The sequence below is a fragment of the Bacillus sp. AM1(2019) genome, from assembly GCF_009906915.1.
GTDB lineage: Bacteria > Bacillota > Bacilli > Bacillales > Bacillaceae > Bacillus > Bacillus velezensis.
Genome location: NZ_CP047644.1, coordinates 1,234,598 through 1,248,311, shown reverse-complemented (window position 1 = coordinate 1,248,311; position 13,714 = coordinate 1,234,598). Strand labels below are relative to the sequence as shown.

13 protein-coding genes and 1 pseudogene are annotated in these 13,714 nt (G+C 43.1%); 8 read left to right on the top strand and 6 right to left on the bottom strand.

What is annotated here, in order from left to right; translation table 11 throughout:
* Window positions 1–13: 13 nt before the first annotated feature.
* The 8 genes from GNE05_RS06505 to GNE05_RS06470 all read left to right on the top strand — a co-directional run bounded on the left by GNE05_RS06505 (window position 14) and on the right by GNE05_RS06470 (window position 9,197).
* On the top strand, window positions 14–328 hold the full coding sequence (locus GNE05_RS06505; protein ID WP_007407323.1) for a PTS sugar transporter subunit IIA: 315 nt from the start codon (window positions 14–16) through the stop codon (window positions 326–328).
* Window positions 329–339: 11 nt separating this feature from the next.
* On the top strand, window positions 340–2,037 hold the full coding sequence (locus GNE05_RS06500) for a PTS lactose transporter subunit IIBC (protein WP_015239654.1): 1,698 nt from the start codon (window positions 340–342) through the stop codon (window positions 2,035–2,037).
* Between the two features lie 15 nt (window positions 2,038–2,052).
* Window positions 2,053–3,222 (top strand): galactokinase, encoded by a 1,170-nt coding sequence (locus GNE05_RS06495; RefSeq protein WP_060561830.1) that lies wholly within the window; start codon window positions 2,053–2,055, stop codon window positions 3,220–3,222.
* 3 nt (window positions 3,223–3,225) lie between these two features.
* Window positions 3,226–4,218: a UDP-glucose 4-epimerase GalE gene (gene galE, locus GNE05_RS06490; protein WP_012117333.1), complete on the top strand. Its 993-nt coding sequence runs from the start codon at window positions 3,226–3,228 to the stop codon at window positions 4,216–4,218.
* Window position 4,219: 1 nt separating this feature from the next.
* The gene (gene galT / locus GNE05_RS06485) at window positions 4,220–5,719 is read left to right on the top strand and encodes a UDP-glucose--hexose-1-phosphate uridylyltransferase (protein WP_160183196.1); all 1,500 of its coding nucleotides are present in this window, start codon (window positions 4,220–4,222) and stop codon (window positions 5,717–5,719) included.
* A 50-nt stretch (window positions 5,720–5,769) separates the two neighbouring features.
* Window positions 5,770–6,882: a glycoside hydrolase family 53 protein gene (locus GNE05_RS06480; RefSeq protein WP_160183195.1), complete on the top strand. Its 1,113-nt coding sequence runs from the start codon at window positions 5,770–5,772 to the stop codon at window positions 6,880–6,882.
* A 286-nt stretch (window positions 6,883–7,168) separates the two neighbouring features.
* Window positions 7,169–7,642 (top strand): MarR family transcriptional regulator, encoded by a 474-nt coding sequence (locus GNE05_RS06475; protein WP_007407329.1) that lies wholly within the window; start codon window positions 7,169–7,171, stop codon window positions 7,640–7,642.
* A 142-nt stretch (window positions 7,643–7,784) separates the two neighbouring features.
* Window positions 7,785–9,197: an MDR family MFS transporter gene (locus tag GNE05_RS06470; RefSeq protein WP_160182584.1), complete on the top strand. Its 1,413-nt coding sequence runs from the start codon at window positions 7,785–7,787 to the stop codon at window positions 9,195–9,197.
* 99 nt (window positions 9,198–9,296) lie between these two features.
* On the opposite strand, the gene GNE05_RS06465 is transcribed toward GNE05_RS06470, so the two are convergent.
* The 6 genes and pseudogenes from GNE05_RS06465 to GNE05_RS06440 form a co-directional block, all read right to left on the bottom strand.
* Window positions 9,297–9,617 carry a putative quinol monooxygenase gene (locus GNE05_RS06465; protein ID WP_098081975.1) on the bottom strand — a complete coding sequence of 107 codons (321 nt, stop codon included), beginning with the start codon at window positions 9,615–9,617 and terminating at the stop codon, window positions 9,297–9,299.
* Window positions 9,618–9,699: 82 nt separating this feature from the next.
* The gene (gene bla, locus GNE05_RS06460) at window positions 9,700–10,620 is read right to left on the bottom strand and encodes a class A beta-lactamase (RefSeq protein WP_160182583.1); all 921 of its coding nucleotides are present in this window, start codon (window positions 10,618–10,620) and stop codon (window positions 9,700–9,702) included.
* 135 nt (window positions 10,621–10,755) lie between these two features.
* Window positions 10,756–11,036: pseudogene (locus GNE05_RS06455) on the bottom strand (phage terminase small subunit); the annotation flags it as partial.
* A 675-nt stretch (window positions 11,037–11,711) separates the two neighbouring features.
* Window positions 11,712–12,350 (bottom strand): hypothetical protein, encoded by a 639-nt coding sequence (locus GNE05_RS06450; protein ID WP_160182582.1) that lies wholly within the window; start codon window positions 12,348–12,350, stop codon window positions 11,712–11,714.
* A 126-nt stretch (window positions 12,351–12,476) separates the two neighbouring features.
* Window positions 12,477–12,932, bottom strand: coding sequence for a hypothetical protein (locus GNE05_RS06445; RefSeq protein WP_029973113.1), 456 nt, complete (start codon window positions 12,930–12,932; stop codon window positions 12,477–12,479).
* A gap of 116 nt (window positions 12,933–13,048) precedes the next feature.
* Window positions 13,049–13,618, bottom strand: coding sequence for a hypothetical protein (locus GNE05_RS06440; RefSeq protein ID WP_029973115.1), 570 nt, complete (start codon window positions 13,616–13,618; stop codon window positions 13,049–13,051).
* Window positions 13,619–13,714 lie beyond the last annotated feature (96 nt).

Sequence of the window (13,714 nt, the reverse complement as noted above, 5' to 3'; positions counted from 1 at the left end):
GGAGGTTTTTTTCATGACAAAGGAAGAATTGCAGATGCTCGGTTTTGAAATCGTCGCCTATGCCGGCGACGCCAGAAGCACTTTATTGAAAGTCCTGAAAGAAGTCCGTGCCGGAAACTTCGAAAACACGGAAGCAGCATTGAAAAGCGCCGATGAAAATTTAACCCTCGCCCACAATGCGCAAACGAAAATGTTAGCTGAAGAAGCTGACGGCAAGGACATGGAATTAGGGTTTATTTTCGTTCACGGTCAGGACCACTTGATGACAACCCTTTTGCTCCGTGATCTTATTCAGGATTTTATAGAACTCTACCGAAGCCGCCGATAAGGAGTGGAAAAATGAACGGTATCATCAAGCAAATCGAAAAGGGAAAACCGTTTTTTGAAAAAATCTCAAGAAACATTTATTTAGGCGCGATCCGCGACGGCTTCTTAACGGCCATGCCTGTTATTTTATTCGCCAGCATTTTCATCCTCACCGCCGCTGTGCCGGAAGTGTTGGGTTTCACTTGGCCTAAAAGTGTTTCTGAATGGCTTTGGAAAGTTTATAACTATTCAATGGGCGCCCTCGGTCTGATCGTTGCGGCAACAAGTGCGAAATGCCTGAGTGAATCAATGAACCGAAAAATGCCGAAAAACAAAGGGATCAACCCTGTTTCAGCGATGCTTGCTTCAGTCGTCGGGTTTCTCATTTTAAGCGTCACTCAAATCGACGGCGGGTTCTCAACGGAATACCTCGGCACAAAAGGTCTTTTAGCCGCTTTTGTATCCGCTTTCATAACAGTGAACGTTTACAGATTCTGCGTGCTGAAAAATATTACGATTAAAATGCCTAAAGAAGTACCGGGTACCATTTCACAAACATTTAAAGATGTTTTTCCGTTCGCTTTTTCCGTTTTGGCCATGGTGATCGTTGATTTATTGATCAGGAATACGCTGAACGTATCGTTTGCAGAGGCTCTCTCCTCTCTCTTATCGCCGTTTTTTACCGCCGCAGACGGTTATCTGGGGATTTGTGTCATTTGGGGAATGATGGCGCTGTTCTGGTTTGTCGGCGTTCACGGGCCTTCAATTGTGGAACCGGCCATCGCAGCTATTATTTACGCAAATGTGGAGGCGAACCTGCAGCTCCATAATGCCGGTGAGCAGGCGTCCAACGTGCTGACCGTCGGACTCGGGAACTTCGTCGGCACAATGGGAGGAACCGGCGCAACCCTTGTTGTTCCGTTTATCTTTCTTCTTTTCGCGAAATCCAAGCAATTGAAAGCAGTCGGAAAAGCATCCGCGGTTCCGGTGTCTTTCGCAGTAAACGAACCTCTTCTCTTTGCTGCGCCGATCATTTTAAATCCTTATTTTTTCATTCCGTTTGTTGTAACGCCGATGGTGAATGTCTGTCTGTTTAAATTTTTCGTGGATGTCATCGGAATGAACAGTTTTATGTATGTTCTTCCGTGGGCCACCCCGGCGCCCGCCGGCTTGATTCTCGGAACCGGCATGGGGCTCTCGGCTTTTGTGCTGACGGCTGTATTAATCATTGTCGATTTCCTGATATACCTGCCATTCTGTAAAGCTTATGACAAAGTATTAGCGGCGAAAGAAGCCCAACACACCGAGCCTGAAACCGCGCCGCAAACATTACAGCCCGCCATGGCCGGCGCCTCCGAAGACGCGTCCTCCGTCATCAGCACAAATCTTCAGGAATCCTCATCCGCCTTGGAACACAGCACCAATGTGTTAGTGCTGTGCGCCGGAGCGGGAACGAGCGCCATGCTTGCGAACGCACTGACAGAAGGAGCCGAAGAATATAACGTGCCGATTACCGCCTCAGCAGGCGCCTACGGATCCCATTACGACATCATGAAAGACTTCGATATGATCATTTTGGCTCCGCAGGTCGGCTCTTATTATGATGACATTAAAGAAGATGCGGACCGCCTGCAAGTGAAACTCATCGCAACGAAAGGAGCAGAATATATCAGCCTCACCAGAAATTCACAAAAAGCCATTCAGTTCATACTGGAGCATACCTCAAAATAGAATCGGGGGTTTATCATGGATGCAAAACTTTTAAAATCAAGATTCGAAGACATTTTCAAGAGAAGTAACGGAGAATTGTTTTTCGCACCCGGCCGGATCAACCTGATCGGGGAACATACGGATTATATAGGCGGCCACGTTCTTCCATGCGCGATCACGATCGGAACTTATGCCGTATGCGCAAAACGCGGAGATCACCAGATCCGGTTATACTCAGAAAACTTTCCTGACAGCGGCATTGTCTGCCTTGATCTTTCCGCCACAGCATACAAAAAAGAAGACGGCTGGGCCAATTATCCGAAGGGGATGATCCATTACCTTCTTAAAGCCGGCGGCCAAATAGACAGCGGAATGGATATTCTTTTTCACGGTACGATTCCAAACGGAGCCGGTTTAAGCTCCTCCGCTTCTATTGAAATGTTAACAGGTTCCATTTTAAGAAAGTTATTCAGCCTGGATGTTTCCGATACTGAACTGGCGCTTATCGGAAAAAGAGTCGAAAATGAATTTATCGGCGTGAATTCAGGCATTATGGATCAATTCGCAGTGCAAAAAGGCAAAAAGAACATGGCCATTCTGTTAAACTGCGATAAGCTTGAGCACGAAATGATTCCGGCTGCTTTTAACGGATATAAAATCGTCATTATGAATACGAACAAGCGCCGTGAGCTGGCCGCTTCAAAATATAATGAACGCCGCAGCGAATGCGACGCAGCTCTCTCGGAACTGCGGCAATATCGGAATATCGCATCACTTGCAGAATTGACGTCAGAAGAATTCAACGAACTCGAATCCCTTCTCTCCTGTGAAACTTTGCGTAAAAGAGCCCGGCACGCGGTCAATGAAAACGAGCGGACCCTCTCAGCCGCGGAAGCTCTCAAATCGAATGATTTGAAAACGTTCGGCGAGCTGATGAATGCGTCCCACCGTTCGTTACGCGATGATTATGAAGTGACCGGTGACGAATTAGACGCGCTCGCTGAAGCAGCCTGGAAAGAAGGAGCCCTCGGAGCGCGGATGACGGGCGCGGGGTTCGGCGGCTGCGCCATAGCCATTGTGGAAAGTGAAGAAACCGCCGGCTTTATCCGGGCCGTTTCATCTCACTACCGCAGCAGGACAGGTCTTGAAGCTTCTTTTTACATCGCGGATATAAGCGATGGCGCGGCTGAATGGAGGGAAAAATAAATCATGGCGATTCTCGTTCTCGGCGGAGCCGGCTATATCGGTTCTCATGCGGTTGATCAATTATTAAACAAAGGATTTAAAACGATAGCTGTGGATCATCTGCAGACAGGCCACCGGAAAGCTGTTCATGAAAAAGCAGTTTTTTACCATGGAGATATCCGTGACAAACCGTTTCTTCGCTCTGTGTTTGCGAAGGAGAACGTAACAGGCGTTCTCCATTTTGCCGCTCAATCCCTTGTCGGCGAATCAATGAAAGACCCTCTTTCATATTTCAATAATAATGTGTACGGTACGCAAATTACGCTGGAGGTCATGCAGGAATTCGGGGTGAAACACATTGTGTTTTCTTCATCCGCCGCTGTATACGGCGAACCTGAAAAAGTGCCCATCACAGAAGACATGCCGGAAAAGCCGGAAAGCGCATACGGCGAATCAAAACTCATGGCAGAAAAAATGCTGAAGTGGTGTGAAACCGCCTGCGGCATAAAATATGTCTCGCTTCGGTATTTTAACGTTGCCGGCGCGAAAACGGACGGTTCCATCGGAGAAGATCATCATCCGGAAACCCACCTTATCCCTATCCTTTTACAAACCGCGCTCGGTCAGCGCGAGGAGGTTTTGATATTCGGCACTGACTATGATACAAAAGACGGCACGTGCATCCGCGATTATGTCCATGTTTCCGATTTAATCGATGCCCATATTCTCGCTCTGGAATATTTGCAAAACGGCGGAGACAGCGGCATTTTCAATTTAGGATCAAGCAGCGGGTTTTCCGTATCAGAAATGGCGGAAGCGGCCCGGCAAGTGACCGAAAGAGACATAAAAGTAAGAGCGGCCGCAAGAAGACCCGGTGATCCAAGCACCCTCATCGCTTCCAGCGATAAAGCGCGGAACATTCTGGGCTGGAATCCGAAACAAACGGACATATCGGAAATCATTGCGTCAGCATGGAATTGGCATCGGCAACATCCAAACGGATACAAGGACAAATGAAATGGAGGCGGCGGTCATTGAAGTTTTTGAATCAGTGGCAGGGTTTCTGAAAGAAAGCACTGTCTTAGGCGACATAAATGAAACAGATGTGATTTACACAAGAAACAGACTTCTCGATCTGCTCGGACTGACGGATTATGCAGAACCGAAGCATATCAAGAAACAAAACAGGCTTCACTATTTGGACGAAATGGTGAAAGACGCGGTAAAACGGTCAATCATTAACGATACGCCGGCTGAAAGAGACATGCTGGGAAGCAGAATCATGGACGTGATCACGCCGGCCCCTTCTCTGATCAATGCCGCATTCAGCAAATTGTTATCAGATTGCCCGAAAAAAGCAACAGATTACTTTTACCGACTGAGCCAAAACAACGACTATATTAAGACGCGGGCCATTCGAAAAAATATCGTGTACCGCTCAATAACACCTTTTGGGGAATTGGACATCACCATTAATTTATCAAAGCCCGAAAAAGACCCTAAAGACATCGCCGCGGTAAAAAACAGTCCGGAAAACCGGTATCCGACATGCCTGCTCTGTATGGAAAACGAGGGGTATGCCGGAACACCGCATCACCCCGCCCGTTCAAATCACCGCATCATCAGGCTTGACTTAGCGGGAGAACAGTGGGGGTTTCAATACTCTCCTTATGCGTATTACAGCGAGCACGCTATCTTTCTTTCAAGCGTGCACAAGCCGATGAACATCAGCCGTGACAGCTTCAGAAGGCTTCTGGCCATAACGGAAATCTTCCCGCATTATTTCGCGGGATCAAACGCAGACTTGCCGATCGTAGGAGGCTCCATTCTTTCACACGATCATTATCAAGGCGGCGCCCATGAGTTTCCGATGGCAAAAGCGGGTTCCCTCTACCCTTTTCATATGCGTCATTTTCCAGACGTTCAGGCCGAAGCCGTGAAGTGGCCGGTATCAGTGATCCGCCTTCGCGCAAAAGATCCGGATTTGCTGACAGATGCCGCTGCGTATGTTTTTGAAAAGTGGCGGGAATATTCAGACGAAACCGTCAGCATCATCGCAAAGACAAATGAACCCCATAATACCGTCACTCCAATTGCCAGACGCAGGGGAACGGACTTCGAAATGGATCTCGCTCTCAGAAACAACCGCACCTCCGAAGATTATCCGGATGGCATTTTTCACCCGCATCAAGATGTCCATCACATCAAAAAAGAAAATATCGGTTTGATTGAAGTGATGGGACTCGCCGTTTTACCTCCCCGCCTGAAAGATGAGCTGGCAGAAGTGAAAAAGTATTTACTGAATGAACCTCATGACATCAAAGATATTCATCTTCCGTGGGCTGAAAACATCAAAGCGGATAAAGACGTGACATCGGAGAATGCAGCCGCTGTTTTACAAAAAGAAACCGCGAATGTATTTTTACGCGCGCTGACCGATGCAGGCGTTTTTAAAATGACACCCGAAGGAATTCAGGCGTTTCAGCGTTTCACGACGTTATTGGAGAATGGCAGCTGAAACATTCAGAGTGAAATCAATCAACAATCTTTTTATCAGGAGGTATTATGATGTTCAAAAACCGATTGAAACGTGTATTTGTAAACGCAATCTGTCTTTCTCTCATTTTCACTGCTTTTACATTCTTTGAGAAGTCTCCTAAAGCAAAAGCGGAAGCCCCGTTTGCCTATGGCGCTGATATAGGATGGCTGAAACAAATGGAGGACGAAGGTGTGCGCTGGCTGGATGACGGCGGAAAACAGAAAGATGCCTTGCAGATTCTTAAAGATCACGGAATAAATGCCGTGAGACTGAGAGTGTTTGTGAATCCGCCAAGCAGCTATTATTGGCTGAAAGACGGCACAACATGGACAATGCTCGGCTATAGTGACAAAACGGGCGTACTTGCGGCGGCCAAAAGGGCAAAAGCGTTAGGAATGAAGGTAATGGTTGACTTCCATTACAGTGATGTGTTCGCTGATCCCGGCCACCAGATCAAGCCGAACCAATGGAACGGCTATTCAAACAGCCAGCTGCAGGCAGCCGTTTATAACCATACGTACGATGTCATGAAAGAACTTAAAAATCACGGCATCTCCCCTGATTGGGTGCAAGTAGGAAATGAAATGAATTCAGGAATTTTACTGCCCGACGGCAGCACGAACGATTTCAGCAAATTGACCGGCTTACTGAACAAAGGCTATGACGCCGTGAAATCCGTCAGCCCGGCCACCAAGGTCATCAGCCATTTGGCACACGGCACGGACAACAGCCTATTCAGATGGTGGTTTGATCAATTCTTTAAAAACGGCGGGAAAACCGACATCATCGGCGTTTCGTTCTATCCCTATTGGGAAGGTAAGCCGTACTGGGAGCTCACCAGCCATTTATCATCTAATTTGAATGACATCGCCTCACGCTACAACAAGGAAGTCATGGTGGTTGAACTGGGCGGAGATGAAAATAATCCGAAAGATTCCTACTGGACCATAAAAGACACCATAAAACTGGTGAAAGCCATTCCGAACGGCAAAGGAACCGGCGTATTTTACTGGGAACCCGAAGCTCACTCCAGCGTTCTGTCAGACGCGTATCCATTAGGCGCAACCGCCAAAGTGTCTAAAAATGTCTTGAAATACACAACCGCAATTGACGCTTTTCATGATGCCGCAACAGGAAAATGATTGATGCGAATCTCAAGCAGGCTCATTGCGCAGCCTGCTTTTTTATAAGGCTGTAGTGTTGGCCTGTTATGAAACAGAGCAAGTAACGAATACGGAAAGAAAAATACCCGAAAACCCACGTTTCGGTTAAAAAGCCGCTTTTTAAATAGAATACTTCTTCTGTTCCCCCTCCTTCTTAATTTCTGCGCACTATCTCTCAGTTCCTAAATCATAACTTTACGATTGTTGAAAAAGAAACAAACATTTTATAATATTGTGTAAGCACCACCGAGCAGGAGGACGGGACATGGACAAAAAAGAACAGCTCCTCACGGATTTCAGGGACTTTTTTAACAAGATGGTGTGGCTGAATAGGCTGAAGATGGAAGAAAGCCTTAAGGGGCATAAACCTTCTGAAGTGCATTGCATCGAATTCATCGAAAAAATTGAAGACGCCAATGTGACAAAACTTGCGGAGTCCCTTTATATGACAAGAGGCGCCATAAGTAAATTAACGAAGAAGCTTATCAATAAAGGCCTTATCGAAAGCTATCAGAAGCCGCTTAACAAGAAAGAAATCTATTTCAGGCTTACTGAGCAAGGAAAAGTCATTTATAAAATTCACGAGGAATTGCACAAAGAGTTTCAAGAACGGGACAAAATCGTGTTTGAACAAGTAACTGATGAACAATTTGACACGATGCTGAACTTCGTGGAAACATACAGCAGGCATTTGGATTCAGAAATAAAGAAACTTGGTGCAGACATGAAATCGGAATAAATATGAATAAAACCATAGGCAGCCCTTCTCCATGAAAACGGGCTGCCTTTTTATATCCCTCTTATTGTTGACAAAGAAACAAAATCACTCTATTATTTTGTTGACAAGGAAACAAAGACAGCAATTTTGAGAGGAGAGTAATATGTCAACACATAAAAGAAAGGAACTTCGGGTGCCAAAAGAAGTTCTCACAGCCGCCTGGGCTATTGCACTGGGAGCAATCGCTCCAATGCTTGACTCTACGATGGTAAACATCGCCATCGACAAACTGACCAAAGACTTCAACACGACATTGGATACCATTCAGTGGTCCGTTACAGGCTATGTCTTAGCACTTGCGATTGCAGTACCCGTATCCGGCTGGCTTATGAATAAATATAACGGTAAGAAAATCTTCATCGGCTCAGTCATCGCCTTTGGTGTCATTTCTGTTTTTGCGGGAATGAGCCGTGACGTTTCCAGCTTCATCTTCTTCCGTTTGCTTCAAGGATTCAGCGCCGGCATTATGACTCCGCTTATGTCAACACTCTTGGTTAAAACGGCAGGTCCGGAAAACCTGGGAAAAGTGATGGCAATCGTCAGCACCCCTATGATCTTCGGCCCGATCTTAGGACCTGTCATTGGAGGCTTCATCGTCCAAGGCGCTTCATGGCATTGGATTTTTTACATCAACGTGTTCATCGTTTTGATTGCTGCACCGCTTATGATGAAAACCATTCCAGACTTTGAACCATTCAACAAAGATCGTAAACTTGATATTTTCGGGATTATCAATTTGTCATTAATGAGCGCGGCATTGATGTACGGTATTACGAAAGCGGCGGATCATGCATCATTTAACAATAGCGACACCATTTTATGGGCGGGCATCGGTCTTGTTTCAGCAGCCATTTATCTTGTATATAATCTGATCAAGAAAAACCAAACCGTGCTGCCTATGAATTTGTTTGCAAACAAGAGCTTCTTAGCATCTTCGATCGGGTTGTTCTTAGCGAATGTTGCCATCATGGGGCCGATGTTAATACTTCCGCTGTTTTTTCAAAACATTCGTCAGTTCACGGCAGTCGGAGCAGCACTCGCTTTAATCCCTCAAGGAGTCGGAATGCTCGTGACTCGTCCGCTGATCGGAAAAATGATTGATAAGATCGGTGCGAAATACGTGGTTACGGTCAGTCTTGTTCTTTCGCTGCTCGGATCTATCCCGCTTATTTTTATCACCGATAACACAAGTATGATTTGGATTTCCGTCGTATTATTTATCCGCGGCACCAGTTTTGGAGGAATTATGCTCCCATTGATGAGTGACGCTTATACAGGTCTTGACAGCAAACAGCTTCCGGAAGCAGGTGTCGGTATTCATATGATTGAAAACCTCGGTTCCAGCTTTGGGTCAGCTGTGATCGCAACCGTTACCGCAACTGTCATACAAGGATTGCAGCCGACGATTCCGAACAGTTTAAAAGGCTACCATGCCGGATTCTTAGTATCCGTCATCATCCTTGCGGCCATCTTCATTCCAAGTCTTTTCCTTACCCATAAAAAGACTGCGATATAAAGAACTTTTTAAAGTAAAAAACCCTTGCACAGCAAGGGTTTTAGTGAATGAAACTGATGATGGTTGCCGGCAAAGTCAGCCAACAATAGACAAAGCCTTTTACTCATTCACATTGCTTTTCATTAACCATTCTACTTCCGTTAATTCTTGTTTTTGAACGTCTTTTGTATGTTTTTTCGTGAAATGGACTTTAACAGCTTCTTCGTTTTCCCAAATCTCCCAAAGCATGATTTTGCGTTCTGATGGTTCGAGCGGATAAGCATGGAACTGAATACAGCCTTCTTCTTTGTTCGTTTCTTCCTCAAGTTTTTTGAATTCCTTCATTATTTCATTAAGGTCTTTATCACTGATGATTTTTAAGCATGCCGTTATGTAATGCATCGAAATTCCCCCTCTTCCCATCTTTTTATGGCTTTTCATTATAACATTTATCGAAAAACGAAACCGGCATACCGCATTCTCAACATATAAAAAACCGTCCATAAAAAATGAACGGCAATGTTTATTTAAGATCATTTAGAGCGACTTTTGCAGCCTCAGCGATAAGAGCATTATTATAATTGGCATCTTCCGTAAACCGGTTTGACAGGATTGCCAAAACAATTGGGGCTCTGTCAGGCGGCCAAACGATCGCAATGTCGTTTCGTGTGCCGTAGCTTCCGGCTCCGGATTTATCGCCGACTTCCCATCCTGCAGGAGCGCCTGCCCGAATCAGTTCGTCGCCGGTAGCGTTGCCCCGCATCCAATCCGTTAAGATCGTGCGCTTGTCAGTCGTTAGAGTGTTACCCAAAGCGAAAGTCTTAAGATCAGTTGCCAGTGCTTTTGCGGTGCTTGTGTCACGACGATCCCCGGGAATCGCCGAGTTTAGATCCGTCTCGAACCGATCAGCTTTCGTTACATGATCCCCGATCTGTTTCAATGACTTTTCAAAACCTTTAGGGCCGCCAAGCTGCTGCAGCAATAGGTTCCCGGCGGTATTATCGCTGTAACGGACAGCGGCTTCTGAGATTTCTTTCAGGCTCATGCCTGTATCCAGATGTTTTTCTGTGATTGGAGAATATGTAACTAAATCGTCTTTGCTGTAGCGGATGATGGCATTAAGTTTTTCATTTGAGCTTTTCTTCAGAACAGCAGCCGCGGCCAGAACTTTATAGGTTGATGCGTAAGCAAACCGTTCATTCGGCCGATAGGCGATTGTCTTGTTTGAACCTGTATCAATCGCATAAACCCCAAGCCTGGCATCAAATTTTTTCTCAAGCTGAACAAATTTCTGATTCGTTATACAGCTTGTCATTTTTGTGTCTTCTATAGACTTCGCTTCAGCATGCGCTGAGCCGAATAAAGGATTGAAACCGGTAAAGCTTAAACATAAAAGTCCAATGCATATTCCAAATTGTATTCCCGCTTTATTTTTCACGTTCATCAGGCCTCCTCATTAAAATGATTTTGTATACATCTTCTAATTAACATTACAAACAGGATGAAAGTCAATATATTTCCTGTGAGATGTTGTCCATGACAGTTAGGAAATCAGCTGAAAATTTAATTGAAAACACCCCTGAATCTCTTCAATGGATAGTATTTCTTCCGGCAGATATTTCGAGAAAAACCCGTGTGATACAGCGTTTGGTTTCTTGCCGGAGCCCCCTCCGCTGTTTCCTAATGCGTTTTTGCTGCCGGGTTGCCCGCCTATTTTTGTGTGCATCTTTTCCTTTCCCAACCATGCCGCTGTTTTTACGATTTAATGGTGTTCACTGACACCCCATATTTCTCGGCAAGGCCTTTGTATTTCATGCCTTTGACGTAATCCTTATACGCTTGAATATGCTTTTCGGCCATCTTCATTCACCGCCGCGCCCCCTTCTGATTCGTGTTTGTTTTTGAAAAGATATTCCCTCTAAACCGCCGCCGCACTCAGACCGTTAACCGCCAATTGTTTTTCTGAGATTTACCGGAATCAGTTTACAGAGAATATAAAAAAGACACCTCTAAGGTGTTTTTAGAGGTGCTATGTGATTTTGTGATACTTTCTATATAACTTCAGATAAGTTTTGGAGGTACTATCTAAGAAAACCAAAAAATGTTTGTATTTTAGGTAATACGCCTCTTCGAAATAAATTTCTGCTCCCTCACCTTCCAAAAACAGCCCCCAAATATGTAAATCATCCGCCTCTAAAAGATGAATATTCTCTTCAATTAGAGGCTTAACCAAATCAATGGCAGTCCCAAGCGCTGAAATTAGGTTCCCGTAATGGTTCATTATTTTTACGAAAAATATCAGCTAAATCTAAGCTATCATAAACTTTTAATTTAATAATATACAGTTTATTATATAATAATTTCAACTTATCCTTTTCTAATAGCTGAACATGACTTCTTTCTCTTGCCAAACTTCCTTAATTAAGGTTATGCCGGTAGTAAAAAGTATGGTAAAGGCGGAGGCGAGAATCGGAATACCTACTAATTTAAAAACATCTATCAAATTTACACCTTCTTGAATTTTATTAAATCACTTTAATTCTTGAGAACAAAAATTTGATTATCTATTTTTCCAGTTCTCCGTTCTGACTCATTAAAATCCATTTTGCAAAATTTCAGTTTCTCATTCATTTCCATTACAATTTTTATAACAATCTTATAAATATAATCCAACTCCGTTTTTTGGAACACTTCTAATTGAATCTCATCAAGATCTTTTTTTGTATAATATTCATGACAGTACCTGTATCCTACTGCTAGTTTTAATAATTCTTGTGATGCATATTGTTTATTTCTCATGATTAGCGCAATTATATTTTTTTTGTCAAACCTAGTTATCGCGGTCTCTACATCTTCTCCTATTACTTTTTCTTCTCCTGTAACCAAATTGGTTTGTATTTTTTTAATTCTTTTAGCCAATTCTATAAAGGGAACCTCCTTCATAGAATTCAGCTCATCAATGTGATGAAACTTCCTTAAAAACTCCGATTGACATACTATCGCATAAAGTTCCTTATATAACTCATTAAGCTGCTTATAGTAATGATCTCTTTTGAATTGTTTTATACTTACCATGAAATCAGTTTTATTTTGAACCAATTTAAATAAAATGTTAACTATAAGCGTTAATATAGCGGTAGCTATCGCAAGGCCTAAACTATCTGCTAAATCCATTATTTCACCCCTCTCCCTCTCTATTATCTGCAAAAGAGAGTGACAATGGAACCACTTGCGAAATTTGTCGAACGATTTAATCAGTTTACAGAAAACATAAAAAGCACCCCGAAGGATGCTATAGACTCAAGAAATTAGACTTATTAATAATTCTTGGAAGTTGTCCTTTTCTAGAACTGTCTCTTTTCTATCACTTTTTGACCTATTATCAACAAGTAACCATGTCCCCTGTCGAATTTCTAAATAGAGATCACTTACAGGTACAGTCGTTCCTCCTAATACGAAGCGGACTTTAATTTCATCTTTCTTCTCAAAGTCTTTCATAGGCGAAACTATCAGTATCTTTTTTTTCTCAAAATGAAGGACAAGACCGATTACATCTTCATACAATCCAAATTGATGGTTTGAATCATCGAATTTGACGAAACCATTATTTTTTGTCTCTTCAAGCCACAGCTTCATGGAACTTATGACACTTCGAAATTTTTCTAAGTTGTTATCCTGTGTTAGCTGGATAATATTTTGCGCATTTTCTTCTTCTCTTTTTTTATCTGCTAAGAAATCAGTTAACTTATCACTCATCTTTTCACCTCCCACCTTATTATCGGTTAAGGATATGATAAAGGAATTATTCGCAAAATTTGTCGAACGAAAGTGTCTTTCATAAATAGGTGGTAACCGTAAGACAAAAAGGCAACCTATTGAGTGCTTGAGGATTCGTCCTGTTTATTTTGTTTTTTTAATTCTTCATATTCATCTTTACATTCTTCGAGTATATCTTTTAGATAGTTCCTTTTATCAATTTTTCCAGCCATTCTGTACAAATATAAACCATATCCGATTGCAATAATTAGAAAACATAAAAAAACATAGAACACTGCCACTTGAAAAACAGGTGAGTAATCTATTGATTTTGTGAGACTTAAAAATTTTTCTTTACTTAATTTTTCTTCACCTAAATAACTTCTTAATAGAGTATTGTAGAAGGTAAGAGTTACAGTTATTAATGCTATCGCCATTGTTGCTACAATAGATAACAATACTGCGAAAAAAGTAAAAGGAATGTTATAAATAGGTTGACTATCTTTGGCACCTTCAATTGACGACTTCGTCCTACGCAACATTCTCTCTATATCGGTTAAATCGTGATCCATTACTATTGACTTTCTTAAGTCTGCTTGTTCATCAAATGTTAAATTGTAAATTTCCCCATACCTGTTTTCCAAATATTTTTTTACATATTTTGATTTCCCAAACTCTCTAGTCATTTTTTTCGCCTCCCAAATTATTATCGGTAGCCAGGGAGCGTATTAGAAGCTATTGCAAAATTTGTCGAGAATTCCCCAGTATAAAACACCCTTATG

Coding starts and splice junctions, on each gene's coding strand:
- GNE05_RS06505 (WP_007407323.1), top strand. CDS start 14: ATGACAAAGGAAGAATTGCAGATGCTCGGTTTTGAAATCGTCGCCTAT.
- GNE05_RS06470 (WP_160182584.1), top strand. CDS start 7,785: ATGTCAACACATAAAAGAAAGGAACTTCGGGTGCCAAAAGAAGTTCTC.
- GNE05_RS06445 (WP_029973113.1), bottom strand. CDS start 12,932: ATGAGTGATAAGTTAACTGATTTCTTAGCAGATAAAAAAAGAGAAGAA.
- GNE05_RS06500 (WP_015239654.1), top strand. CDS start 340: ATGAACGGTATCATCAAGCAAATCGAAAAGGGAAAACCGTTTTTTGAA.
- GNE05_RS06440 (WP_029973115.1), bottom strand. CDS start 13,618: ATGACTAGAGAGTTTGGGAAATCAAAATATGTAAAAAAATATTTGGAA.
- GNE05_RS06450 (WP_160182582.1), bottom strand. CDS start 12,350: ATGGATTTAGCAGATAGTTTAGGCCTTGCGATAGCTACCGCTATATTA.
- galE (WP_012117333.1), top strand. CDS start 3,226: ATGGCGATTCTCGTTCTCGGCGGAGCCGGCTATATCGGTTCTCATGCG.
- GNE05_RS06465 (WP_098081975.1), bottom strand. CDS start 9,617: ATGAAAAGCCATAAAAAGATGGGAAGAGGGGGAATTTCGATGCATTAC.
- galT (WP_160183196.1), top strand. CDS start 4,220: ATGGAGGCGGCGGTCATTGAAGTTTTTGAATCAGTGGCAGGGTTTCTG.
- bla (WP_160182583.1), bottom strand. CDS start 10,620: ATGAACGTGAAAAATAAAGCGGGAATACAATTTGGAATATGCATTGGA.
- GNE05_RS06480 (WP_160183195.1), top strand. CDS start 5,770: ATGTTCAAAAACCGATTGAAACGTGTATTTGTAAACGCAATCTGTCTT.
- GNE05_RS06495 (WP_060561830.1), top strand. CDS start 2,053: ATGGATGCAAAACTTTTAAAATCAAGATTCGAAGACATTTTCAAGAGA.
- GNE05_RS06475 (WP_007407329.1), top strand. CDS start 7,169: ATGGACAAAAAAGAACAGCTCCTCACGGATTTCAGGGACTTTTTTAAC.